General features: G+C 70.9%; 21 protein-coding genes and 1 pseudogene. 16 read left to right on the top strand and 6 right to left on the bottom strand.

The annotated features are described in order from the left end of the window. The 10 genes from nuoI (at position 1) to E6W39_RS18020 (ending at position 12,174) form a co-directional block, all read left to right on the top strand. Complete coding sequence (nuoI, locus tag E6W39_RS18065; protein WP_141634393.1) at positions 1-591, top strand: NADH-quinone oxidoreductase subunit NuoI; 591 nt, start codon at positions 1-3, stop codon at positions 589-591. Next, a complete protein-coding gene (locus tag E6W39_RS18060; protein ID WP_141634392.1) occupies positions 588-1,454 on the top strand; it encodes an NADH-quinone oxidoreductase subunit J in 867 nt (288 codons plus the stop codon). Before nuoI ends, E6W39_RS18060 begins: the two co-directional genes overlap by 4 nt. After that, positions 1,451-1,750, top strand: a complete 300-nt coding sequence (gene nuoK, locus E6W39_RS18055; protein ID WP_101381844.1) for an NADH-quinone oxidoreductase subunit NuoK — start codon at positions 1,451-1,453, stop codon at positions 1,748-1,750. The genes E6W39_RS18060 and nuoK overlap by 4 nt, the downstream gene beginning before the upstream one ends. Positions 1,751-1,759: 9 nt before the next feature. After that, positions 1,760-3,655, top strand: coding sequence for an NADH-quinone oxidoreductase subunit L (gene nuoL, locus E6W39_RS18050; protein WP_141634391.1), 1,896 nt, complete (start codon positions 1,760-1,762; stop codon positions 3,653-3,655). 135 nt (positions 3,656-3,790) lie between these two features. Further along, the gene (locus E6W39_RS18045; protein ID WP_141634390.1) at positions 3,791-5,422 is read left to right on the top strand and encodes an NADH-quinone oxidoreductase subunit M; all 1,632 of its coding nucleotides are present in this window, start codon (positions 3,791-3,793) and stop codon (positions 5,420-5,422) included. A gap of 5 nt (positions 5,423-5,427) precedes the next feature. Further along, complete coding sequence (gene nuoN / locus E6W39_RS18040) at positions 5,428-7,050, top strand: NADH-quinone oxidoreductase subunit NuoN (RefSeq protein ID WP_141637811.1); 1,623 nt, start codon at positions 5,428-5,430, stop codon at positions 7,048-7,050. 224 nt (positions 7,051-7,274) lie between these two features. Next, complete coding sequence (locus E6W39_RS18035; protein ID WP_141634389.1) at positions 7,275-8,288, top strand: polyprenyl synthetase family protein; 1,014 nt, start codon at positions 7,275-7,277, stop codon at positions 8,286-8,288. 47 nt (positions 8,289-8,335) lie between these two features. Then, positions 8,336-8,998, top strand: a complete 663-nt coding sequence (locus tag E6W39_RS18030; protein ID WP_141634388.1) for a response regulator transcription factor — start codon at positions 8,336-8,338, stop codon at positions 8,996-8,998. Positions 8,999-9,286: 288 nt separating this feature from the next. Next, positions 9,287-11,134, top strand: coding sequence for a 2-oxoacid:acceptor oxidoreductase subunit alpha (locus E6W39_RS18025; protein ID WP_228718684.1), 1,848 nt, complete (start codon positions 9,287-9,289; stop codon positions 11,132-11,134). Continuing rightward, positions 11,131-12,174, top strand: coding sequence for a 2-oxoacid:ferredoxin oxidoreductase subunit beta (locus E6W39_RS18020; protein WP_141634386.1), 1,044 nt, complete (start codon positions 11,131-11,133; stop codon positions 12,172-12,174). Before E6W39_RS18025 ends, E6W39_RS18020 begins: the two co-directional genes overlap by 4 nt. A 206-nt stretch (positions 12,175-12,380) precedes the next feature. Here the strand turns inward: E6W39_RS18020 and E6W39_RS18015 are convergent, their stop codons facing one another. The 3 genes from E6W39_RS18015 to E6W39_RS18005 form a co-directional block, all read right to left on the bottom strand. Then, positions 12,381-12,854 carry a hypothetical protein gene (locus E6W39_RS18015; RefSeq protein ID WP_181799317.1) on the bottom strand — a complete coding sequence of 158 codons (474 nt, stop codon included), beginning with the start codon at positions 12,852-12,854 and terminating at the stop codon, positions 12,381-12,383. Between the two features lie 11 nt (positions 12,855-12,865). Beyond that, complete coding sequence (locus tag E6W39_RS18010) at positions 12,866-13,216, bottom strand: hypothetical protein (RefSeq protein WP_228718204.1); 351 nt, start codon at positions 13,214-13,216, stop codon at positions 12,866-12,868. Positions 13,217-13,372: 156 nt separating this feature from the next. After that, a complete protein-coding gene (locus E6W39_RS18005; RefSeq protein ID WP_181799316.1) occupies positions 13,373-14,200 on the bottom strand; it encodes a hypothetical protein in 828 nt (275 codons plus the stop codon). An 83-nt stretch (positions 14,201-14,283) separates the two neighbouring features. Here E6W39_RS18005 and E6W39_RS18000 point away from each other — a divergent pair. From E6W39_RS18000 to E6W39_RS17980, 5 genes and pseudogenes are all read left to right on the top strand, one after another. Beyond that, positions 14,284-14,951 (top strand): annotated as a pseudogene (locus E6W39_RS18000) (YdcF family protein). Between the two features lie 49 nt (positions 14,952-15,000). Then, positions 15,001-15,909 carry an RNA polymerase sigma-70 factor gene (locus E6W39_RS17995; RefSeq protein WP_141634385.1) on the top strand — a complete coding sequence of 303 codons (909 nt, stop codon included), beginning with the start codon at positions 15,001-15,003 and terminating at the stop codon, positions 15,907-15,909. Positions 15,910-16,026: 117 nt separating this feature from the next. Then, on the top strand, positions 16,027-16,980 hold the full coding sequence (gene rarD / locus E6W39_RS17990; protein ID WP_141634384.1) for an EamA family transporter RarD: 954 nt from the start codon (positions 16,027-16,029) through the stop codon (positions 16,978-16,980). 22 nt (positions 16,981-17,002) lie between these two features. Continuing rightward, entirely contained in the window at positions 17,003-17,440 is a 438-nt protein-coding gene (locus E6W39_RS17985; RefSeq protein ID WP_220140228.1) for a hypothetical protein, read from the top strand. Further along, positions 17,377-18,039 carry a hypothetical protein gene (locus E6W39_RS17980; RefSeq protein WP_141634382.1) on the top strand — a complete coding sequence of 221 codons (663 nt, stop codon included), beginning with the start codon at positions 17,377-17,379 and terminating at the stop codon, positions 18,037-18,039. Before E6W39_RS17985 ends, E6W39_RS17980 begins: the two co-directional genes overlap by 64 nt. Before the next feature lie 10 nt (positions 18,040-18,049). On the opposite strand, the gene E6W39_RS17975 is transcribed toward E6W39_RS17980, so the two are convergent. From E6W39_RS17975 to E6W39_RS17965, 3 genes are read right to left on the bottom strand one after another with little or no spacing between them, the layout of a single operon-like run. Next, positions 18,050-18,943, bottom strand: coding sequence for an ABC transporter permease (locus tag E6W39_RS17975; RefSeq protein WP_141634381.1), 894 nt, complete (start codon positions 18,941-18,943; stop codon positions 18,050-18,052). Continuing rightward, complete coding sequence (locus E6W39_RS17970) at positions 18,930-19,934, bottom strand: ABC transporter ATP-binding protein (RefSeq protein WP_407658620.1); 1,005 nt, start codon at positions 19,932-19,934, stop codon at positions 18,930-18,932. Before E6W39_RS17970 ends, E6W39_RS17975 begins: the two co-directional genes overlap by 14 nt. Before the next feature lie 17 nt (positions 19,935-19,951). Beyond that, positions 19,952-21,247, bottom strand: coding sequence for a LolA family protein (locus tag E6W39_RS17965; RefSeq protein WP_228718203.1), 1,296 nt, complete (start codon positions 21,245-21,247; stop codon positions 19,952-19,954). A 186-nt stretch (positions 21,248-21,433) separates the two neighbouring features. On the opposite strand from E6W39_RS17965, the gene E6W39_RS17960 reads away from it, so the two are divergent. Beyond that, positions 21,434-24,010, top strand: coding sequence for a bifunctional FO biosynthesis protein CofGH (locus E6W39_RS17960; protein WP_141634379.1), 2,577 nt, complete (start codon positions 21,434-21,436; stop codon positions 24,008-24,010). The last annotated feature ends 35 nt before the right edge of the window (positions 24,011-24,045 follow it).

The following is a 24,045-nucleotide window of genomic DNA, read 5'->3' as shown; positions in this document are numbered from 1 at the left end:
ATGCCCGAACCCGACAAGGACAAGCCGTCGCTGCTGGGACCGGCCGCAGGCTTCGGCGTGACCTTCACGGCCATGTTCAAGAAGCGGCTGACCGAGCAGTACCCCGAGCAGAAGAAGCCCACCGCCCCCCGATTCCACGGCCGCCACCAGCTCAACCGGCACCCGGACGGCCTGGAGAAGTGCATCGGCTGCGAGCTGTGCGCCTGGGCCTGCCCCGCCGACGCGATCTACGTGGAGGGCGCCGACAACACCGAGGAGGAGCGGTACTCCCCGGGTGAGCGGTACGGCGCGGTCTACCAGATCAACTACGCCCGCTGCATCCTCTGCGGCCTGTGCATCGAGGCTTGCCCGACCCGGGCGCTCACCATGACCAACGAGTACGAGCTGGCCGACTCCTCGCGCAAGGACCTGATCTTCACCAAGGAGCAGCTGCTGGCCGGCCTCACCGAGGGCATGGTGGCGCCGCCGCACGCCATGTACCCCGGCACCGACGAGGGTGCCTACTACCGGGGCGAGGTCCACGAGGCCGCGCCCGGAACGACCCGTCAGGAGCGGGACCAGCAGACGCACGAGCGCGGGGTGACCTCATGACCTCAACCGGCGAGGCGGTCCAGTTCTGGGTGCTGGCGGTGATCGCCGTCGGCGGCGCGCTGGGCATGGTGACCATGCGCAAGGCCGTGCACAGCGCCCTCTGCCTGGCCGCCACCATGCTGGCGCTGGCCGTCTGCTACCTGGCCCAGGGCGCGGTCTTCCTGGGTGTGGTGCAGATCGTCGTCTACACCGGCGCGATCATGATGCTCTTCCTCTTCGTGGTGATGCTGGTCGGCGTCTCCAGCGCCGACAGCCTGAAGGAGACCCTCAAGGGCCAGCGGATCGCCGCCGTGCTCTGCGGGCTCGGCTTCGGGGTGCTGCTGATCGCCGGCATCGCCAATGCCAGGCTCAGCCACTTCACCGGCCTGGCCGAGGCCAACGCCGAGGGCAATGTGCAGGGCCTGGCCCGGCTGATCTTCACCAAGTACGTCTGGGCCTTCGAGGTCACCGGCGCGCTGCTGATCACCGCGGCGATCGGCGCCATGGTGCTGACCCACCGCGAGCACGTGAAGCCGCCGAAGACCCAGCGCGAGCTGGCCGCCGAGCGGGTCAGGGAGAACAAGCAGGTCACCCCGCTGCCGGCGCCCGGCGTCTACGCCCGGCACAACGCGGTGGACATCGCCGGCCTGCTGCCCGACGGCTCGATCGCCGAGGACTCGGTGATGAGCACCCTGCGCGAGCGCGGCCAGATCCGCGACGTCAGCCAGGACATGCTGCGCCGGATGGCCGAGCTGGAGAACAGCAGCGCCGACTGGCTGGGCCGGCCCTCCTCCGAGCGGCCGAGCCCGAGCGCGCCGCCGTCGCAGCGGGCCGCGCTGGAAACCGTGCCGAACAACGAGCCGACGTCCGAGGAGGCGGAGTGAATCCCGTCAACTACCTGTACCTCGCCGCCCTGTTGTTCACCATCGGGGCCGCGGGGGTGCTGATCCGGCGCAATGCCATCGTGCTGTTCATGTGCGTCGAGCTGATGCTCAACGCGTCCAACCTGGCCCTGGTCACCTTCTCCCGGCTGCACGGCAACCTGGACGGCCAGATCATGGCCTTCTTCACCATGGTGGTGGCCGCGGCCGAGGTCGTCGTGGGCCTGGCCATCATCGTCAGCATCTTCCGTACCAGGCACTCGGCTTCGGTCGACGACAGCAACCTGATGAAGCTGTAGGGGCCCCAGGTGAACTCACTCATCCCGCTGCTGATCGCAGCGCCGCTGGCCGGTGCTGCCCTGCTGCTGCTCGGCGGCCGCCGGCTCGACCGGTCCGGCCACTGGCTCGGCCTGCTGGCCTCCGCCGTCTCCTTCGTCTTCGGGCTGGTCCTCTTCTTCGACATGCTCGGCCGGCCCGTCAGTCAACGGGCCGTCGACGTCAAGGTGTTCAGCTGGATCTCGGTGGGCAGCTTCCAGGCCGACGCCGCCTTCCAACTGGACCAGCTGTCCATCACCTTCGTGCTGCTGATCACCGGGGTCGGCACCCTGATCCACCTCTACTCGGTGGGCTACATGGCCCATGACGAGCGGCGGCGGCGCTTCTTCGGGTACCTCAACCTCTTCCTGGCGGCCATGCTGCTGCTCGTGCTGGCCGACAACTACCTGCTGCTGTACGTCGGTTGGGAGGGCGTCGGGCTCGCCTCGTACCTGCTGATCGGCTTCTGGCAGCACAAGGTGAGCGCGGCCACCGCGGCCAAGAAGGCGTTCATCGTCAACCGGGTCGGCGATGTCGGACTCTCCATCGCGATCATGCTGATGTTCACTCAGTTCGGCAGCTTCTCCTTCAGCCAGGTCTTCGCCGCCGCCCCGCAGGAGAGCCGGGGCGGGCTCACCGCGATCGGCCTGCTGCTCCTGCTGGCGGCCTGCGGCAAGTCGGCCCAGGTGCCACTGCAGAGCTGGCTCGGGGACGCCATGGAGGGCCCGACCCCGGTCTCCGCGCTGATCCACGCGGCCACCATGGTGACCGCCGGCGTCTACCTGATCACCCGCTCCAGCGCCATCTTCAACCGGGCGCCGGACGCCCGCCTCGCGGTGGTCTGCGTCGGCGCGGTCACGCTGCTCTACGGTGCGATCGTCGGGTGCGCCAAGGACGACATCAAGAAGGCGCTGGCCGGCTCGACCATGTCGCAGATCGGCTACATGGTGCTGGCCGCCGGGCTCGGCCCGATCGGCTACGTCTTCGCCATCATGCACCTGGTCACCCACGGCTTCTTCAAGGCCGGGCTGTTCCTCGGCGCCGGTTCGGTGATGCACGGCATGAACGACGAGGTGAACATGCGTCACTACGGCGGGCTGCGCAAGTACCTGCCGATCACCTTCGTCACCTTCGGCCTCGGCTACCTGGCGATCATCGGCTTCCCCGGACTCTCCGGCTTCTTCTCCAAGGACAAGATCATCGAGGCGGCCTTCTCCCAGGGCGGCACCGAGGGCTGGATCCTCGGCACGGTCACCCTGGTCGGCGCCGCGGTCACCGCGTTCTACATGACCCGCGTGATGCTGATGACCTTCTTCGGCAAGCAGCGCTGGCAGCCCGACGAGAACGGCGAGTTGCCGCACCCGCACGAGTCGCCGAAGATCATGACGCTGCCGATGATCGTGCTGGCCGTCGGCTCGGTGCTGGCCGGCGGGCTGTTCAGCATCAACGACGCCTTCGTCAACTGGCTGACCCCGGTCACCGGGCACAGCGAGGGCAACTCCCCGCTGTCGTCGATCACGGTCACCCTGATCACCGCCGCCTGCATGGTGGCCGGCGTCGGCGCCTCCTACCTGGTGTACGGGCGCAGCGCGGTGCCGGTCACCCCGCCGGTCGGCTCGGTGCTCACCCGGGCCGCCCGCCGCGACCTGCTGCAGGACGAGATCAACCACGCCCTGCTGGTCCGGCCCGGCTCGGCGCTCACCGCCGCGCTGGTCTACTTCGACGCCAAGGGCGTGGACGGAGCGGTCAACGGGGTGTCCGCCACCATCGGGGGCCTGTCCAGCCGGGTGCGCCGGGTGCAGAACGGCTACGTCCGCTCCTACGCCCTCTCCATGTTCGGCGGCACGCTGGTGCTGGTCGCCACGACTCTCCTGATGAGGTCGGTATGAAGAAATTGACTGCGCGTCAGGAGGCTCTGGCATGAGCGAGCGTTGGGGGTCCCCCCGGCCGGAGGCTGGGGGAGAGGTCATCATCAAAAGGTGCGTGTTGCGCTCTGCGCCCGCCGAGCGAAGCGAGGTGGCCGCATGAGTGTTCTGCTCACCGCCACCTGCGCCGTCCCGGCCGCCGGGGCGATCGTCACCGCCGCGCTGCCGGCCGGGACCAGCGAGGCCCGGCGGCGGACCAGCAGGATGACGGCACTCGGTTTCTCGGCCGCCACCCTGGTGCTGGCCGCCGTCATCGCCGCCAGGTTCCACCCGGGCGGCCCGCGCTACCAACTCACCGAGTCCTACAGCTGGATCCGGACCTTCGGGATCGACTTCTCGTTCGGCGTGGACGGGATCGGCGCGGCGCTGGTGCTGCTCACCGCGGTGCTGGTGCCGCTGGTGATGCTGGCCTCCTGGCACGACGCGGACCCGGCTCCGTCACCCGACGGAACGTTCGACGGCAACACTTTTGAGGGGCGCAGGCGCACCCAGGGCTTCTTCGCGCTGATCCTGGCCGTCGAGGCGATGGTGCTGGTCTCCTTCCTGGCCACTGACATCTTCCTGTTCTACGTCTTCTTCGAAGCCATGCTGATTCCGATGTACTTCCTGATCGGCGGCTTCGGCGACCGGGCCGGCGGGCCCGAGCAGGCCCGGCAGCGCTCCTACGCAGCCGTCAAGTTCCTGCTCTACAACCTGCTCGGCGGCCTGGTGATGCTGGCCGCGGTGATCGGCCTCTACGTCATCGCCCGCAACCAGAACCAGGGCACCTTCGACCTTCAGGCGCTCACCAAGTCGATCGCCGACGGCAAGCTGGTGATCGACTCCAGCGCGGAGAAGGCGCTCTTCCTCGGCTTCTTCTTCGCGTTCGCGGTGAAGGCCCCGCTCTGGCCGCTGCACACCTGGCTGCCGAACGCGATGGGCGAGTCCACCGCCGGAACCGCCGTGCTGATCACCGCGGTGGTCGACAAGGTCGGCACCTTCGCGATGCTGCGGTTCTGCCTGGGCCTGTTCCCGAACGCCTCGAAGTTCTTCGCCCCCGCGATCCTGGTGCTGGCGGTGATCGGCATCATCTACGGCGCACTGCTCGCGGTGGGCCAGAAGGACATCAAGCGGCTGGTCGCCTACGCCTCGATCTCCCACTTCGGCTTCATCATCATGGGCATCTTCGCGATGACCACTCAGGGCCAGAGCGGCGCCACCCTCTACATGGTCAACCACGGGATCTCCACGGCGCTGCTGATGCTGATCGCGGGCTTCCTGATCTCGCGGCGCGGCTCCCGGCTGATCGCCGACTACGGCGGGGTGCAGAAGGTGGCCCCGGTGCTGGCCGGCACCTTCCTGATCGGCGGCCTGGCCACCCTCTCGCTGCCCGGACTCGCCCCGTTCGTCAGCGAGTTCCTGGTGCTGGTCGGCACCTTCACCCGCTACCCGGCGCTCGGCATCATCGCCACCCTGGGCATCGTGCTCGCCGCGCTCTACGTGCTGGTGCTCTACCAGCGCACCATGACCGGCCCGGTCAAGGCGGGCGTCAGCGGCATGCCGGACCTGAAGGCGCGTGAACTCCTGGTCGCCGCACCGCTGATCGCGCTGACCATCGCGCTCGGGGTCTACCCCAAGCCGCTCACCGACCTGGTGAACCCGGCGGTCGCCGACACCCTCACCCAGGTCCACCGGACCGACCCGGCTCCGGCCCACCCGATGGCCGCCACCCCTGGAGGTGTGACCAAGTGAGCCTCATGACTCTGGCCGCAAGCGGCAACACCCCCAGCATTCCGGCGCCGCAGATCGAGTACGGCCAGCTCTCCCCGATGCTGGTCGTCTTCGGCACCGCCGTGGTGGGCATCCTGCTGGAGGCGTTCCTTCCCCGGCGGCTGCGCTACCAGGCGCAGGTGGGCGTGGCGCTGCTCGGCCTGGCGGGCGCCTTCGTCGCCGTGCTGGTGCTGGCGATCCAGGGCTACGGCACCACCAAGAGCGGGCTGCTGGCGATGGGTTCGGTGGCGCTGGACGGGCCCGCGCTGTTCCTGCAGGGCGTGATCATCCTGGCGGCGGTGCTCGCCGTGCTCACCTACGCCGAGCGCGGCCTCGACCCGAAGATCGAGGGCGTGCCGCAGGACCCGTTCACCGCCCAGGCCGCCGCCACCCCCGGCGGCGAGCAGGAGCAACTGGCCACCAAGGCGGGCTTCGCCGCCACCGAGGTCTACCCGCTCACCCTGTTCGCGGTCGGCGGCATGCTGCTCTTCCCGGCCGCCAACGACCTGCTGACCATGTTCGTGGCGCTGGAGGTCTTCTCCCTCCCGCTCTACCTGCTCTGCGCGCTGGCCCGGCGCCGCCGGCTGCTCTCCCAGGAGGCGGCGGTCAAGTACTTCCTGCTGGGCTCCTTCTCCTCGGCGTTCTTCCTGTTCGGCAGCGCGTTGCTGTACGGCTACTCGGGCAGCTTCCGGCTGCCGGAGATCGCCGACGCGATCTCCGGGACCGCACCGGTCACCCCGGCGCTGGCGATCACCACCCAGAGCGACGCGCTCCTGCTGATCGGGCTGGCGATGCTGGCGGTCGGCCTGCTGTTCAAGGTCGGCGCGGTGCCGTTCCACGCCTGGACGCCGGACGTCTACCAGGGCGCCCCGACCCCGGTCACCGGCTTCATGGCCGCGGCCACCAAGGTCGCCGCGTTCGGCGCGCTGCTGCGGATCTTCTACGTGGCCTTCCCCGGACTGCGGTGGGACTGGCGCCCGGTGATGTGGGGCGTCGCGATCCTGACCATGGTGGCCGGCGCCGTCCTGGCGGTCACCCAGCAGGACGTGAAGCGGCTGCTCGCCTACTCCTCGATCGCCCACGCCGGGTTCCTGCTGACCGGCGTGATCGCCACCAACCGGCAGGGCGTCGGCGCGGTCCTCTTCTACCTGCTGGCCTACTCCCTGGTCACCCTCGGCGCGTTCGCGGCGGTCACCCTGGTGCGCGACTCGCGGGGCGAGGCGACCCACCTGTCCAGCTGGGCCGGGCTGGGGCGGCGCTCGCCGCTGCTGGCCGCGGTCTTCGCGCTCTTCCTGCTCTCCTTCGCCGGGATCCCGCTGACGGCGGGCTTCACCGGGAAGTTCGCGGTGTTCCAGGCCGCGGCGGCGGGCGGGGCCACCCCGCTGGTGATCGTGGGTGTGCTGAGCTCGGCGGTGGCCGCGTTCTTCTACATCCGGGTGATCGTGCTGATGTTCTTCTCCGACCCGCAGCCGAACGGGCCCGCCGTGGTGATCCCGAGCACCGCGACGGCAACGGTGATCTCGGTCGCGGTGGCCGCCACCCTGGTGCTCGGCCTCGCGCCGCAGTACTTCCTGGATCTGGCGTCCAAGGCGTCGACGTTCGTCCGCTGAACGGGCGGCGGCGTCGCGGCGGGCCGACGGACCGTGTGTTCGTCCGCTGAACGAGCCGTGAACAGCCGGGTCCGGGGCATTCGGCCCCGGGCCCGGCGGCGCGTTCCCCTCCTTACCCGCACGCCCGTACAGTGATCCATTCGTGACCCGATACGCTGCTGGTGATGGCAGCGGCCGCAACAGGGACCGGACCGCATGATCGACCGGCGACAGGAGTGGTCTTCGTGACCGTCGTAGGAGGACTCTTCGGGCTCGGCGTGGAGGACCGCGATCTGACCCGTGACGTCCGGGCCGGGATGGAGGCGGTGGAGGCCGCCCTCGCCGAGGCCGTCAAGAGCGACATCTCGTTCATCACCGTCACCGCGAGCCATCTGATCGAGGCCGGCGGCAAGAGGTTCCGCCCGCTGCTGGTCATGCTCGCCGCCCAGTTCGGCAACCCGAGCGCGCCGGGCGTGGTGCCGGCCGCCGTGGTGGTGGAGCTGACCCACCTCGCCACCCTGTACCACGACGACGTGATGGACGAGGCCCCGGTGCGCCGCGGCGCGCCCAGCGCCAACGCCCGCTGGGACAACTCGGTGGCCATCCTCACCGGCGACTTCCTGTTCTCCCGGGCCTCCCAGGTGCTGGCCGACCTCGGCCCCGAGGCCGTCCGGATCCAGGCCGACGCCTTCGAGCGGCTGGTCACCGGTCAGATCCTGGAGACCGCGGGCCCGCAGCCCGGCAGCGACCCGCTGGGGCACTACCTCGACGTGATCGCCGGCAAGACCGGCGCGCTGATGGCCGTCTCCGGCCGGTTCGGCGCGATGATGGCCGGGGCCGAGCCGTGGATGGTGGAGCTGCTCACCGAGTACGGCGAGAAGATGGGCCTGGCCTTCCAGCTCGCCGACGACGTGCTGGACATCGCCAGCGACGGCCACGAGTCCGGCAAGACCCCCGGCACCGACCTGCGCGAGGGCGTGCCGACCCTGCCGGTGCTGCTGCTGGACTCCATGCCGCTGGACCAGAGCGACCCCGAGGACGCCCGGCTGCGCGAGCTGCTCCAGCTCGACCTGACCGACGATCAGCGGCACGCCGAGGCGCTGCGCCTGCTGCGCCGCCACCCGGCGCTGGAGCACGCCCGACGGGAGACCCTGCGGTACGCCGAGGAGGCCCGCGCGCTGCTCGACCCGCTGCCGGACTGCCCCGCCAAGGCGGCGCTGCAGGGGCTCTGCGACGCGGTGGCGATCCGTACGATGTGACCCACTGCCACCCACTCGGGGCAGTGCCACTCGCTTGGGGGAACCAGATGCTGCGCGTCGTCATCGCCGAGGACTCGGTCCTGCTCCGGGAGGGCCTGACCCGGCTGCTCACCGACCGCGGCCTGGAGGTGGTGGCCGGAGTCGGCGACGGTGAGGCGCTGCTGGCGGTGGTGGCCGAGCTGGCCGCCGGCGACGGCCTGCCGGACGTGGTGGTCGCCGACGTCCGGATGCCGCCCACCCACACCGACGAGGGCGTGCGCGCCTGCGTGGAGCTGCGCAAGCGCTTCCCCGCGCTCGGGGTGCTGGTGCTCTCCCAGCACGTCGAGCAGCAGTACGCCGCCGAGTTGCTGGCCTCCTCCACCCGGGGCGTCGGCTATCTGCTGAAGGACCGGGTGGCCGAGGTCCGCGAGTTCGTGGACGCGGTGCGCCGGGTGGCCGAGGGCGGCACCGCGCTGGACCCGGACGTGGTGCAGCAGCTGTTCAGCCGCAGCCGCCGGGGTGACGTGCTGGCCGGGATGACCCCGCGCGAGCGCGAGGTGCTCGCGCTGATGGCCGAGGGCCGCACCAACGCCGCGATCGCCAAGCAGCTGGTGGTCTCCGACGGCGCGGTGGAGAAGCACGTCTCCAACATCTTCGCCAAGCTCGGCCTGAGCCAGAGCCCGGAGGACCACCGCCGGGTGCTCGCGGTGCTCACCTACGTGAACTCCTGATGTGAACTTCTGATCGATCGAGTTCGTACTGTCCACCGGCGAGGAAATAGCCGCACGCATCTGATTGCTCTACTTACCGCCGAGGAAATCTCGACCCGCATAGGATGCGATCAGTGCACCAGGCGGACGGGGCACACGGCTTGCGCCCGCAGCTGGTGCCCCTGAGGGAGGTCCGCGGCAGTGACCAGCGAGGTCGATCAGGTAGAGGCGGCAGGCGGCGACCCTGGTGGCGCCGACCGGGCTGCGGAGCGCTCGGCACCGGACGGGCCGTCCCGGCGGGGCAAGCCGATCCGCCGGGTGGACAGGGTGATCATCCGGTTCGCGGGGGACTCGGGTGACGGGATGCAGCTGACCGGGGACAGGTTCACCTCGGAGACGGCCGCGTTCGGCAACGACCTGTCCACCCTGCCGAACTTCCCGGCCGAGATCCGCGCTCCGCAGGGCACCCTGCCCGGGGTGTCCAGCTTCCAACTGCACTTCGCCGATCATGACATCCTCACCCCGGGTGACGCGCCCAATGTGCTGGTCGCGATGAACCCGGCCGCGCTGAAGGCGAATCTGGCGGATCTGCCGCGCGGCGCCGAGATCATCGTCGACACCGACGAGTTCACCAAGCGCGCGCTGGCCAAGGTCGGTTACGCGGCCGACCCGCTGGGCGACGGCTCGCTCTCCGGCTACCACCTGCACAAGGTCCCGCTGACCACGCTCACGCTGGAGGCGCTGAAGGACAGCGGGCTGCAGCGCAAGGACGCGGGGCGGGCCAAGAACATGTTCGCCCTCGGGCTGCTGTCCTGGATGTACCACCGGCCCACCGAGGGCACCGAGAGGTTCCTGCGCAGCAAGTTCGCCAAGAAGCCGGCCATCGCCGAGGCCAACATCAAGGCGTTCCGGGCGGGTTGGAACTTCGGTGAGACCACCGAGGACTTCGCGGTCTCCTACGAGGTGCCGCCGGCCAAGCTCCCCGCCGGCACCTACCGCAACATCTCCGGCAACTTGGCGCTCTCCTACGGCCTGATCGCGGCCTCGCAGCGCTCCGGGCTGCCGCTGTTCCTCGGCTCGTACCCCATCACCCCGGCCTCCGACATCCTGCACGAGCTCAGCAAGCACAAGAACTTCGGCGTGCGGACCTTCCAGGCGGAGGACGAGATCGCGGGCATCGGCGCCGCGCTGGGCGCCGCGTTCGGGGGCTCGCTGGGGGTCACCACGACGTCCGGGCCGGGTGTGGCGCTGAAGTCGGAGACCATCGGGCTGGCGGTCTCGCTCGAACTCCCGCTGCTGGTCGTCGACATCCAACGCGGTGGTCCGTCCACCGGGCTGCCGACCAAGACCGAGCAGGCCGACCTGCTGCAGGCCATGTTCGGGCGCAACGGCGAGGCGCCGGTGCCGATCGTGGCGCCGGCCACGCCCGCGGAGTGCTTCGGTGCCGCCCTGGAGGCGGCACGGATCGCGGTCACCTACCGCACGCCGGTGATGCTGCTGTCCGACGGCTACCTGGCCAACGGCTCGGAGCCGTGGCGGATCCCGGCGGTCGACGAACTGCCGCTTATCTCACCCGACTTCGCGAGCGAGCCCAATGCGGAGGGCGGGGCGTTCCATCCGTACAAGCGCGACCCCGAGACGCTGGCCCGGCCGTGGGCGGTGCCCGGCACGGCGGGCCTCGAGCACCGGATCGGCGGGATCGAGAAGCAGGACGGCACCGGCAACATCTCCTACGACCCGGCCAACCACGACCTGATGGTCCGCACCCGGCAGGCGAAGATCGACGGAATCGCCGTGCCGCCGGTGGAGGTTGACGACCCCTCCGGGACCGCCCGGGTCCTGGTGATCGGCTGGGGCTCCACCTACGGCCCCATCACCGCGGCGGTGCGCCGGGTCCGCGCCGACGGCGGCGAGATCGCCCAGGTGCACCTGCGCAACCTCAACCCCTTCCCGGCCAACCTGGGTTCGGTGCTCCGCGGGTACGACAAGGTCATCGTCCCCGAGATGAACCTCGGCCAACTCGCCCTGCTGCTGCGCGCCAAGTACCTGGTGGACGCCCAGTCCTACAACCAGGTGCGCGGACTGCCGTTCAAGGCGGCGCAGTTGGCGGACGTGCTGTGGGCGGCGATCGGCACCCTGGACGGAGAGACCCGATGAGCGACTTCCCTGCCCTCCACCTGGTCCCCAAGGCGGACGCACCGCAGACGGCCAAGGACTTCAAGACCGACCAGGAGGTGCGCTGGTGCCCCGGCTGCGGGGACTACGTGATCCTCAACGCGGTCCAGTCCTTCATGCCGGAGCTGGGGATCCGGCGCGAGAACACGGTGTTCATCTCGGGCATCGGGTGCTCCTCCCGGTTCCCGTACTACATGAACACCTACGGGGTGCACTCGATCCACGGGCGCGCCCCGGCGATCGCCACCGGCCTTGCGACGTCGCGCCGGGACCTCTCGGTGTGGGTGGTCACGGGTGACGGGGACGCGCTCTCCATCGGCGGCAACCATCTGATCCACGCGCTGCGCCGCAACGTCAACCTCAAGATCCTGCTCTTCAACAACCGGATCTACGGCCTGACCAAGGGCCAGTACTCGCCCACCTCCGAGCTGGGCAAGATCACCAAGTCCACCCCGATGGGCTCCCTGGACGCGCCGTTCAATCCGGTCTCGCTGGCCCTGGGTGCCGAAGCCACCTTCGTCGCCCGCACCATCGACTCCGACCGCCCGCACCTCACCTCGGTCCTGCGCGCAGCGGCCCAGCACGAGGGCACCGCCATCGTCGAGATCTACCAGAACTGCAACATCTTCAACGACGGCGCCTTCGACGTCCTCAAGGACGCGAGCAGCGCCGAACGCACCCTGATCCGCCTCACCCACGGCGAGCCGGTCGTCTTCGGCACCCAGGGCGTTTTCCGCAACCCCACCACCGGCGAACTCGAAGTCCGCGACCTCACCGACGCCAACCGCGCCGACGTCGTGATCCACGACGCCCACGCCCCCAGCCCGGTCTCCGCCTTCGCCCTCTCCCGCCTCGCCGACAACGACACCCTCCACCAAACCCCCATCGGCATCTTCAGAAATGTGGACCGCCCGGTCTACGACACCCTGATGGCCGACCAGTTGGAGGCAGCCGCCGAGCAGAAGGGCCCGGGCGACCTGGGCGCCCTGCTGACGGGCAGCGACACCTGGACGGTCGCCTGACGGTTCATGAATGGCCCCCGGGCGCTGCCCGGGGGCCATTGCTACGTGCAGCCGCGACTCGCAGGCGCTCAAGAGCCGAAGCCTCCTCAGTCGCCGACCGCTGAGTCCCCGCAGCCTCGCGAATCGCACGTGCCTTGGCCTTGGTGTGCGCCCAACTGGTGAAGCTCTTGCTGACCATCTGCTCAGTCACGCGTCCCTGCAAGTCATCACCTGGTTGCCCCACACGGCCAGAGCACCTGCACGGGCACTCCGACGCGTTCTGCGTAGGCCACGACGTCTGCGGTTCCCCCGTAACCCCGGGGCGGTAGGCCGTCCCACACGGCGAGCAGTCGATCCGAGAGCCCCACCAAGATCTCGCTGCCGGTCATGTGCGCGGCCTCGTCGGACGCCACCATGCCGGTGCGGTGGACCTCGGCCGCGCGCCGCAGCAACTCGTCGTAGGTCGGGTGGTGCCACTCGGGCAACCCCTCGCGGTACTCCTCGGCTGGGATCACCACCTCAAGCCGTCCGCCGCACCGAAGGACAGCCTCGGCGAACCAAGCGTCCGGACCGTCGGCGATGCACGACACGCCGGTCAGCTCGGCCGGATCCTCATTGCGGAGAGCCTCGTGAAGCAACTGCCGGACCTGGCGCTCGACGTACGCTGACAGTCCCCGGTGTCCGGTGATCCCTATGCGCATCTGGTCTCTCCCTAGAGGTAGACCCCGCGCAGGCGCTCGTCAAAGTCCCTGACGACCTTCGGCGGTGAGGAAGTGACGAGTGAGCGCCGCAGCGCGCGGGTCCGTTCGACGATCCGGCCAGAACGGTACTGGAGCCCGGCGTCCATCGCCCGGGACGTGAGGGCGAACGCTGCTTCCAACCTTCCGGCAGCGAGATGGCCGGCGGCGATGTCCAGCATCACAAGAGCGCGCTGCTTGGCGTGGCCCGTGGCCAGCGCCGCGCCGTCGGCGGCGGCAACCCATTCGGGCAACCCCAGCTTCGCCCCGCAGGTGACTCGGAACGCGGTGGACCCGAGGATATTCGTACAGGCCACAACCGCCACGCCGGTGCAGGCAGCGTTCCGGGTCGCCTTCAGTCTTCCCAAGGTGGAGGCGGTGGCTGTCAGTACCGACGACACCGAGCACCTACGGGAGTTGCTCGGTGCCATCGCGCACGAGATCGACACCGACGTGGTGCGGGAATACCGGCAGCTCCTGCGTCAGGCTGCCTGAAGCTCCTTCGCCACCTGCTCCGCCGCGGCGCGAGCACCCTCCCGACGCGGGTCCTCTGGGTGCGAGTACGGTCCGAGGATCTTCGCTGCGACAAACAACGTCATCAACTTGCCGTCCCGGCTCGCGAAGTCGTCGCTCCGCTCGATGCGGACGCGATCGGCCAGAGCCGGCACGGCAAGCGACGCTGCCCACAACGTTGCCGAGTCCAGGCCGCGTGGTGCCATGCCCCAGTCCTCCCAGTCGAAGACGCAGAACTCCGGAGCCGTCAGGTTCGCCCAGTTCAGATCCGCGTGTGCCGGACACCACTCGCTCACTGCGGTGTCCACATCCGGGAACACCTGACGGATCGTCTGAGTCACCAGCGCCTGGGTGATCGTCTCCGTGTCCGGCGTGGCAATCCGATTCGTCTGCTGCCCCGCGAGGGCGTCGAGCGAAGCGTTCAGCTCCGCCCACCATGCGGGCATGAGGTCCGGAGTCTCGGCCAGAACTGCGGATCCGACCGGGGCGGACAGCAGCAGTGCCGTTTCGTCGGCGCGCCACATCACCGGCTCGGTCTCATCCCGCCATGCGATGCCTGCTAGCCACGCGGGTTTCGCGATGCCTTGCAGGGCCTCAGCAGAGGGCGTGCCGTCACCGCCCTGGACCCCGATCCGGTCGAGCCCCCGTCGCTCGATGCGCACCCATGAGCCGCGTTCCGTACGAGCCCCCACCGAGCGGCGCTTGCGCACCAGCGCCTCTCGGTCCAGTCGTGTCCCCAATGCCGTTTCGACGCGCTCCAGAACCTTGTCCACCGAAACCCGGCGCAGATCCGTCATAGGGCAACGGTAGCGATGCTCACGAGCGTCGGGATCGCAATGGCAGGCCACGGGCGCCTGAAACCGTCGGTAGGGATGGGACAGTGGCGGACAATCAGGTCGTGATCACCGACGACCAGCGCCACGACGCCCAGACGCTCTGGGACTACCACCACCTGCACCACCCCCTCCGCCCCTGCGACGCGGCGATCGGGCTCGGCGGCCACGACCTCGGGGTGGCCGCCTGCGCCGCCGAGCTGTACCACCGGGGCTGTTTCCGGTCCTGGTGTTCAGCGGTGGCCGCAGCCGCGTCAACCCCGAGCGCTTGCCCCGCGGCGAGGCGGTGCGCTTTCGCGAGCGTGCCCTGGAGCTCGGGGTGCCGGAGTCCGCGATCCTGGTGGAGCCGGATGCCACCAACACCGGTGAGAACATCGGCCTTTCGCGGGCGGTGCTGGCCTCGGCCGGCATCGTGGTGCGGTCGGTGCTGCTGATCACCGCGCCGCCCGTGGAGCGGCGCGCCTTTGCCACCTGCCGCAGGCAGTGGCCCGGCGTCGAGGTGGTGTGTGCTTCGGCGCCAGGGGAGTTGGGCGAGTACGTGCGGGCGATCGGCGACGAGAAGGACGTCCTCGACATGCTGGTGGGCGAGCTGCAGCGCGTGGTCGAGTACCCGAAGCGCGGGTTCGCCATCGCGCAGCCCGTTCCCGACGACGTCCGTGCCGCCTACGAGCGTCTCCGCAGCGCCGGGTTCGACTCACGGCTCGTCAAGGACTGAGCCCGCTCCCCGGATTGCCCGGCCCCGTGAGCACTGGCAGCCTGAAGCGGTGATCGATGCCGAGCTCGACGACCCGTTCCTCCAGCACCGCCGACTGCTGTTCGGCACCGCCTACCGGATGCTCGGCAGCGTGGCCGATGCCGAGGACATCCTGCAGGACGCCTGGCTCAAGTGGGCCGATGTCGACCAGGCCGCCGTGCAGAACCCGCGGGCGTACCTGGTGCGTGCGGTCACCAATCTCGCCCTGAACAAGCTCACTTCGGCGCGGGCGCGGCGCGAGGCGTACGTCGGCCCCTGGCTGCCCGAGCCGTTGCTGACGACTCCGGATGTGGCCGAGCACGCCGAGTTGGCCGAGTCGGTCTCGCTCGCGATGCTGGTGGTGCTGGAGACGCTCAGTCCGCTGGAACGCGCGGTGTTCGTGCTGCGGGAGGTGTTCGGCTACTCCAACAGCGAGATCGCCGAGGCGCTGGGCAAGAGCGAGGCGGCGATCCGGCAGACGGCGCACCGGGCGAAGGCGCATGTGGAGGCGCGGCGGCCGCGGTTCGAGACGGACACCGCGCAGCGCCGGGAGGTGACCGAGCGGTTCCTGGCGGCGTGCCTGACGGGGGAGGCGTCCCGGGTGATGGAGCTGCTGGCGCCCGAGGTGACGTCGTGGTCGGACGGCGGCGGGGTGGTCCGGGCGGCGCGGCGGCCGCTGTACGGGCCGGATCATGTGGCGCGCTGGCTGCTCGGGGTGCTGCGCAAGCCCGAGATGGAGGGCGTGCTCTGGACCTTCGAGTGGATCAACGGCGAGGAGGGGCTGCTCCTGCGGGACGCGGACGGGGTGGCGCGGGGCTCGGTCAACCTCGACATCCGCGACGGCGTGGTCTGCGGGCTGCGGGCGCAGCTGAACCCGGAGAAGCTGGCCGGACTGGACCGGTCGGAACCGTTCGACCCGTCGGCGGGCGCGATGGACTGAGCCGGGCGTCTCACTTGGTGAGAGTCAGGAGCTAAATAGAGTTACGGAGATGACATCGGCCTGCTCGGCCAGCTACGGTCGGCTCGATCGTGTGCCAGCTGGAGGAGGTTCCGAGGTATGCCGCAGAACAGCCGGAGCGAGGCCGGCAGAGGACTCTGGTACGGCTTCGCCGCCTACGGCATGTGGGGACTCTTCCCGCTCTACTGGCCGCTGCTGGAACCCAGTTCGGCCACCGAGATCCTGGCTGACCGGATGGTCTGGTCGCTGGTCGCGGCGGTGGCGATCCTGGCGGTGCGCCGGCACCGGGGGTGGCTGCGCCCGCTGCTCAGGCAGCCCCGGCGGCTGGCGCTGAGCGCGCTGGCGGCCGTGGTGATCGCGGTCAACTGGGGCGTCTACATCTGGGCGGTCAACGCCGGGCACGTGGTGGAGACCAGCCTCGGCTACTTCATCAACCCCCTTGTGACGATAGCCGCCGGCGTCCTGCTCCTCGGCGAGAGGCTGCGCCGGACGCAGTGGATCGCGGTGGGGGTCGGCGTGCTGGCGGTGGTGGTGCTCACCCTGGGGTACGGACGGCTGCCGTGGATCGCGCTCGTCCTGGCACTGAGCTTCGGCAGCTACGGGCTGCTGAAGAAGAAGGTGGCGCTCGGCGCCTTGGAGAGCTTCGCGCTGGAGGCGGGCTTCCTCTTCCCGTTCGCGCTCGGCTATCTGGTCTACCTGGTGCTGACCGGCCACTCGACGCTCGGCCACGGCCCCGGCCACAGCGCGCTGCTGATGCTCACCGGGCCGATCACTGCCGTGCCGCTGCTCTGCTTCGGGGCCGCGGCGATCCGGCTGCCGCTCTCCACCATCGGGCTGATGCAGTACCTGGCGCCCGTCTTCCAGTTCGTGATCGGGATCGCCTACGACCACGAGACCATGCAGCCCGCTCAGTGGACGGGCTTCGCGCTGGTCTGGGTGGCCCTGATGCTGCTCTCCGGGGACGCTCTGCGCCGGACACGTCCGACAGTGGCCGCGCAGCGGGCGGGGGCGGGTGAACGGTCGGTCGGGGAGGGCGTACCCTCCGGACGGTAGCGTTCCGAATGGGGGAGCCATGATGGCGTTCGTCGCTTTGCTGGTGGGGCTGGTCGGACTGGTCACGGCAGTGCTGGCGCGCCGTCAGGTGCGGCGACTGGAGGCAGCGGTCGCCGAGCTGCGCGGGCATCCGGCGCCGGCCGCCCCGGGGCGCAGGACGCCCGCGGTCACCATGACCAAGACGGCGCCGCTGCCGAAGGCCACCGAGGCCGCCCCGATCAGCCGCGACACCATGCTCGCCGTGGTGCACCAGCAGCTGGCCGGCCTGGAGCACCAGCGCCGCGCCGCCCAGTCCGTCCTGGTGCCGGAGGACGCCCTCCCGCACACCCCGCAGTCCCCGCAGCCCCCGACGGACGACGACGGCCTGCCCCGCCTCGCCCCACCCCCGCCGGGCCGGTGGACGCCGCCCCCGGGGTGCCGCAGGCCCGCCGCGGCGAGCGGTTCCACTACTCGGGTGTGACCGAGGGCAAGACGGTCGACGAGTTCCCGATCGAGTGGCCGGAGCCGGGTGCGGTGGCGATGGCGATAGCCACCGCCCGCAGTTCCGACGAGCGGCTGTCGATCACTCCGATGACCCGGACCCGCAGCCGGATCCGCACCCACGACAGCATCCTCGACACCTGGGGCTTCGAGGGCGGTCCGGCCCGCCGGCGCACCGTGCTCACCGCTGACGTCACCCACCTCAAGGTCGAGGGGCTGGGCGGACGGGCCGAGTGGTCGGTCCAACTGGTCGGACCGGCCGACCTGGAGGAGCTGGTGGACGAGCGGGAGGGAACGGGCGACGTGGTCCTCGCCGTCCGCCCCGAGACCCCGGTCGAGGTGGTCGTGCACGCCAACTCCGGCGGCTGGGGCCTGCGGTTCGTCTGCGGCTGCTGGGCGGGCGACGAGTGCGCCTGCGAGCAGCCCAAGGGACTGGAGTGGTTCCCCGGCTCGATCTACGAGACCGGCGAGGCGATGGCCACCCTCGTCGTCCCCCGCCCCGGCCTGCTGGTCTGCGACCTGCGGGAGCCGACCGCCCCGTGGCGGCTGCGGCTGCGCCCCATCGGCAGCGAGGACTGAGGAACCCGCCTCAGGCCGTGATGTCCCGCGAGCCGAACCGCGCCCAGGCTGCCGCTCCGAAGACGGCCACGTAGAGCGCCTGCAGCCCGAGGTTGTGCAACACCCCGTCCCAGTAGATCGGTTGCCGCAGCAGGTCGGCGAAGCTCAGCCAGTAGTGCGTGAACAACCACGGCTGGATCGCGGCCAACTGCTGGAAGGTGTCCAGTACTTGGACGATCACGACCAGCCCCACCGTGCTGGCCATCGCGGCGATCCCGCTGCCGGTCAGGGTGGAGATGAACAGCCCGATCGCCACCAGCCCGGAGAGCGAGACGGCCACCACGGCGGCGATCAGCACCAGCCGCAGCAGCGACTCGCCGAGCGAGATGGTGTCCCCGGAGAGCAGCGCCACCTTGCCGACCGGGAACAGGATCGAGCCGGTGATCAGCCCGGTCAGCGCCACCGCCAGGGTGGCCGCCACGCAGAAGGCCAGCGCGGCGGTGAACTTGGCGGCCAGCAGCCTGGTCCGCCCGGCCGGTGCCACCAGTAGGTAGCGCAGTGTGCCGGAGGTGGCCTCGCCGGCCACCGCGTCACCGGCCACCACGCCCACCGTCATCGGTAGGAAGATCGGCAGCGCGACGGCCAGCGAGGTGAAGGTCAGGAAGACCCCGTTCTGGGTGACCTGGGCGAGGAAGGGCGGGCCGCCGTCGCGGCCGTGCATGCCGCCGGTCTCGATCTTGACGACGACGCCGATCAGCACCGGCACCGCGGCCAGCGCCCCGAGCAGCGCCATGGTGCGCACCCGGCGGAAGGTCAGGTGCAGTTCGCTGCGGAACAGGGCCAGGAACCCGGACACCGTCGCCCGGGCCGCAGCGGCGGCCACCCGGGGAGCTGCCTCGGCAGCTCCAGCCTCAACCAGCGACATCGAATCCCTCTCCGGTCAGCGCCACGAAGGCGTCCTCCAGGGTGCCCCGCTCCAGCCCGAAGCCGCGCACCCGCACCCCGGCCGCGATCAGCGCCGCGCAAAGCTCGGGGAGCGACTCATCCAGAGCGCCGACCGAGGCGACGCCGCTCGGGTCGCCCTCGACCTGCCCGTCCAGCACCTGAACGGCCGTCACCCCGTGCTCCTTCAGCACCTCGGCCGCCTGCTCGGTGTCGGCGGTCCGCACCACCAGCCGTCCCTGCGCCCGGGCGGCCAGCTCGGCCACCGTGCCCTGCACCACCAGCCGGCCCTTGGACATCACGGCGGCATGGGTGCAGACCTGCTCGATCTCGTCCAGCAGATGGGAGGAGAGGAAGACGGTGGTGCCCTCGGCGGCGACCTCGCGGATCAGCGCCCGGATCTCCCGCATGCCTTGCGGGTCAAGGCCGTTGGTCGGCTCGTCCAGCACCAGAAGCTCGCGCGGCCGCAGCAGCGCCGAGGCCAGGCCGAGCCGCTGCTTCATGCCCAGCGAGTACGCCCGGGCCTTCTTGCCGGCGGCGGCCGACAGGCCCACCCGCTCCAGCGCCTCGGCGGCCCGGGCGGACCGGGTGCGCGGATCGGAGGTGGGGTCGGCGGCGTCGAACCGGACCAGGTTGTCCCGCCCGGTGAGGAACCCGTAGAGCGCCGGGCCCTCGATCAGCGCGCCGACCCGGGGCAGCACCCGGCCCGCCGACTGCGGCATCGACTCGCCGAGCACCGTGGCGACCCCCGCGCTCGGCGCGATCAGGCCCATCAGCATCCGGATGGTGGTGGTCTTGCCGGAGCCGTTGGGCCCGAGGAACCCGAAGACGCTGCCGCGCGGCACGGTGAGGTCCAGCCCGTCCACGGCGAGCTGCTGGCCGAACCGCTTGGTCAGCCCCTGGGTGCGGATCACCGGTGCACCGCCGACCGGGGCCGGAGCGTGCTCGCCCCGGCCCCGCACCGCGGTCTCCAGATTCGGAGACTGTGCCACTACTTCACCCCGGCCGCAGCCTGCAGAACCGGCAGCGTGACGGCACCGGCGTAGACCCGGTTGTCATCGGTGACCAGCACGTTCAGCACCTTGGTGCTGATCAGCGTGCCGCCGGCCACCGGCTTGCCCAGCGACTTGACCAGCTCGGCCGGGTCGCCGAAGCCCTTGTGGCTCTTGCCCTTGCCCTGGCCCTGGTCCGTGCCGCCGGCCGCCTGCGCCGTACCGGTCGGCAGCTGGAACGAGACCACGGTGGTCCAGTCCTGGCCGATCACCTTGGTGTCGCCCTTGCCGTTCGAGGCCGGCTTGTTCCGCTCGTCCCGCTGCTTCGCACCGGCCGGCTGCTCGGTCACCTTGGCGCCCTTCGGCGGGGTGAACTGCCAGGTGGAGGCGGCCGGGTGGGCGAACGAGACGTCCGAGAACCGGCTGTCGAAGACGGTGCCGCCCGCGGCGGCGGTGGCGGTCACGGCCAGCGGGGTGCCGGTGGCCGAGTCGATCGCGATCCTCACCTCGCCGATCGTCGAGCCGGACTGCTTGGGCTTGACGCTCAGCTGGTAGGCGCTGCGCCCGGCCACGCCGGCGGTGCCGGCCACCGTGATGTCGGAGTTGGCCGCGTTGTCGGCGAGGAACCGCTGGGCGGCCTGCTGCGGGGTGCTGGGAACGTCACCCGGCAGCTGCCCCGGAGCGTCCGGCCGGCCCTGGCGCAGCCCGGTGTAGTGCAGGGCCTGCTGGCTGCCGCTGTCCCAGGCCCAGGCCTGGTCGCCGTTGTGGATCAGGTCGTACTCGGCCAGGTCCTCCACCAGGGCGACCCGCTGCTTGTCCGGGCCGTCGGCCGCGACCCGCAGCGTGTGGCTGCCGCCGAGCAGCGCGGACAGCTGGCTGGTCGGGTCGGCGCCGCCCTGCGTCTTGGCCTGCCCGCTGCCGCCGGCCGCACCGGCCGTGCCGGCCACCCCCGCCGCGCCGCCGCCGTGCTGCGCGACCGCCAGCAGCTCGGCGGGGACGCCCAGGTCGGTGTTGACCTGGACGGTGCCGCTGAGCGCCTGGGTCTGTCCCCCAGCCTCCGGCCGGGAGGTGCCCCCATCGAGCACCTTGGTGACCAGCTGCTCGGCCGTCACCTGCGGCAGCGCCGGGGCGCTGTCGCTGGCCAGCGCCGGCACCACGGCGATGCCGGTGGCGGCGACGGCCGCGACGGCCACCGGCACCATGATCCGCAGCGCGGTGCGCCGGCGGGCCCGGTACGGGACGCCGACCGGCTCGTCCGCGCCGGGCGGTCCCTCGAATCCTGCGTGCTGCGTCATCGGTTCAGCCCCTCCATAGGTATCCGCCAGTGCCACGTGGCTTGATGTCATCCATTAGAGACCGCCGCAGCGTTCGGGGCATCGCCCAGCAGGGCCAAAGAAAAGTACACCCCAGGATTTAGTCAACCCTGAGAATCCCTCAGGGTTGTCGACCTCGGGGTAGTCCTTCTGACGTATGGTCGGCCCATGGATGCGGGAGACCACAAGCAACCGACCGAGACCGCGATGCGCCGGGCGCTGCGTCGGGCCAGAGACGGGGTGGCGCTGGACGTCGCCGAGGCGGCCGTGCTGCTCCAGGCCCGGGACGCCGACCTGGCGGCGCTGTGCGCGGTCGCGGGCCGGATCCGGGATGCCGGGCTGGCCGAGGCCGACCGCCCTGGCGTGATCACCTACTCCAAGAACGTCTTCATCCCGCTCACCCGGCTCTGCCGGGACCGCTGCCACTACTGCACCTTCGCCACCGTCCCGGGCAAGCTGCGGCGGGTCGGCCACGGCCTCTACCTCTCCCCGGACGAGGTGCTGGAGATCGCCCGCCAGGGTGCCGCGCTGGGCTGCAAGGAGGCCCTCTTCACGCTCGGCGACCGCCCCGAGGACCGCTGGCCCGAGGCCCGCGAGTGGCTGGACGCGCACGGCTACGACGACACCATCGCCTACGTCCGGGCGATGGCGATACGAGTGCTGGAGGAGACCGGCCTGCTGCCGCACCTCAACCCGGGCGTGCTGAGCTGGACCGACTTCCAGCGGCTGAAGCCGGTCGCCCCGTCGATGGGGATGATGCTGGAGACCACCTCCGAGCGCCTCTGGTCCGAGCCGGGCAACCCCCACTACGGCTCGCCGGACAAGGAGCCCGCGGTCCGCCTGCGCGCCCTGGAGGACGCCGGGCGCAGCGCCGTCCCGTTCACCACCGGGCTGCTGATCGGCATCGGCGAGACCTTCGAGGAGCGGGCCGAGTCGATCCTGGCGATCCGCTCGGTGGCCCGGCAGTACCACGGGATCCAGGAGGTGATCATCCAGAACTTCCGCGCCAAGCCGGACACCGTGATGCAGGCCCGGCCCGACGCCGAGCTGACCGAGCTGGCCGCCGCGATCGCGGTGACCCGGGTGGTCATGGGCCCGTCCGCCCGGATCCAGGCGCCGCCGAACCTGGTGGCCGGGCAGTACCAGCAGATGATCGACGCCGGCATCGACGACTGGGGCGGGGTCTCGCCGGTGACGCCGGACCACGTCAGCCCGGAGGCGCCGTGGCCCGCGATCGAGGAGCTGGCCGCCCGCACCTCGGCCGCCGGTTTCGCGATGCAGGAGCGGCTCACCGTCTACCCGGAGTACGTGCTGCGCGGCGAGCCCTGGCTGGACCCGCGGCTGCGGCCGCACGTCGACGCGCTGGCCGATCCGGCCACCGGCCTGGCCCGCCCCGACGCGCCGGTGGTCGGCCGCCCCTGGCAGGAGCCGGAGGACCTGCCGACCGCCTCCGGCCGCACCGACCTGCACCGCACCATCGACACCGAGGGCCGCAGCCACGACCGCCGGGCCGACTTCGAGGAGGTCTACGGCGACTGGGAGGCGCTGCGCGAGCAGGTCGCGAAGATCCCGGTCGCCAGGCTGGACGGGGACGTCCGGGCCGCCCTCGCGGTGGCCGCCGACGACCCCACGATGCTGACGGACGATCAGGCGCTGGCCCTGTTCCAGGCCGACGGCCCGGCGCTGGACGCGCTCTGCGCCATCGCCGACGCGGTGCGGCGCGACGCGGTCGGCGACGAGGTGACGTACTGCGTCACCCGGAACATCAACTTCACCAACGTCTGCTACACCGGTTGCCGGTTCTGCGCCTTCGCCCAGCGCCGCACCGACGCCGACGCCTACACCCTGTCGCTGGAGCAGGTGGCCGAACGGGCCGCGCAGGCCTGGGAGGTGGGCGCCACCGAGGTCTGCATGCAGGGCGGCATCCACCCCGACCTGCCGGGCACCGCCTACTTCGACATCGCCCGCGCGGTGAAGGAGCGGGTGCCGGGCATCCATGTGCACGCCTTCTCGCCGATGGAGGTGGTCAACGGCTCGGCGCGGACCGGGCTTTCGATCCGCGACTGGCTGAGCCGGGCCAAGGAGCACGGGCTGGACAGCATCCCGGGCACGGCGGCGGAGATCCTGGACGACGAGGTGCGCTGGGTACTGACCAAGGGCAAGCTGCCCGCCGCCACGTGGGTGGAAGTCGTCACCACCGCGCACGAGTTGGGCCTGCGCTCGTCGTCCACCATGATGTACGGGCATGTGGACACGCCCGCGCACTGGCTGGGCCACCTGCGGCTGCTGGCCCGGATCCAGCAGCAGACCGGCGGGTTCACCGAGTTCGTCACGCTGCCGTTCATCCACACCAACGCGCCGGTCTACCTGGCCGGGATCGCCCGCCCCGGGCCGACCCACCGGGACAACCGGGCGGTGGTCGCGATGGCCCGGCTGCTGCTGCACCCGCACATCCGCAACGTCCAGACCAGCTGGGTGAAGCTGGGCGCGGAGGGTGCCGCCGAGATGCTCCGCAGCGGCGCCAACGACCTGGGCGGCACCCTGATGGAGGAGACCATCTCCCGGATGGCCGGCTCCGCCTACGGCAGCTACAAGTCGATCCGCGAGCTGGAGGCGATCGCCGCCGCCGCCGGCCGTCCGGCCCGCCAGCGCACCACCGACTACGGCGAGGTGCCGGCCGAGCGCCGGGCCGCCGCGCTCGCCTCGGACGGCCATCTGCCGCAGCTGCTGCCGGTGCTGGACTGAGAGCGGCGAGACGCTGGCGTTGACGTCGGCGTCAA

It is taken from the genome of Kitasatospora acidiphila, from assembly GCF_006636205.1.
GTDB lineage: Bacteria > Actinomycetota > Actinomycetes > Streptomycetales > Streptomycetaceae > Kitasatospora > Kitasatospora acidiphila.
This window is presented reverse-complemented; position numbering and strand designations above follow the sequence as displayed.

Excerpts from the sequence above, each read along its gene's own strand:
- nuoI (WP_141634393.1), top strand. The coding sequence starts at position 1 with ATGCCCGAACCCGACAAGGACAAGCCGTCGCTGCTGGGACCGGCCGCA.
- E6W39_RS18060 (WP_141634392.1), top strand. The coding sequence starts at position 588 with ATGACCTCAACCGGCGAGGCGGTCCAGTTCTGGGTGCTGGCGGTGATC.
- E6W39_RS18045 (WP_141634390.1), top strand. The coding sequence starts at position 3,791 with ATGAGTGTTCTGCTCACCGCCACCTGCGCCGTCCCGGCCGCCGGGGCG.
- nuoN (WP_141637811.1), top strand. The coding sequence starts at position 5,428 with ATGACTCTGGCCGCAAGCGGCAACACCCCCAGCATTCCGGCGCCGCAG.
- E6W39_RS18030 (WP_141634388.1), top strand. The coding sequence starts at position 8,336 with ATGCTGCGCGTCGTCATCGCCGAGGACTCGGTCCTGCTCCGGGAGGGC.
- E6W39_RS18020 (WP_141634386.1), top strand. The coding sequence starts at position 11,131 with ATGAGCGACTTCCCTGCCCTCCACCTGGTCCCCAAGGCGGACGCACCG.
- E6W39_RS18015 (WP_181799317.1), bottom strand. The coding sequence starts at position 12,854 with ATGCGCATAGGGATCACCGGACACCGGGGACTGTCAGCGTACGTCGAG.
- E6W39_RS18005 (WP_181799316.1), bottom strand. The coding sequence starts at position 14,200 with ATGACGGATCTGCGCCGGGTTTCGGTGGACAAGGTTCTGGAGCGCGTC.
- rarD (WP_141634384.1), top strand. The coding sequence starts at position 16,027 with ATGCCGCAGAACAGCCGGAGCGAGGCCGGCAGAGGACTCTGGTACGGC.
- E6W39_RS17985 (WP_220140228.1), top strand. The coding sequence starts at position 17,003 with ATGGCGTTCGTCGCTTTGCTGGTGGGGCTGGTCGGACTGGTCACGGCA.
- E6W39_RS17975 (WP_141634381.1), bottom strand. The coding sequence starts at position 18,943 with ATGTCGCTGGTTGAGGCTGGAGCTGCCGAGGCAGCTCCCCGGGTGGCC.
- E6W39_RS17965 (WP_228718203.1), bottom strand. The coding sequence starts at position 21,247 with ATGACGCAGCACGCAGGATTCGAGGGACCGCCCGGCGCGGACGAGCCG.
- E6W39_RS17960 (WP_141634379.1), top strand. The coding sequence starts at position 21,434 with ATGGATGCGGGAGACCACAAGCAACCGACCGAGACCGCGATGCGCCGG.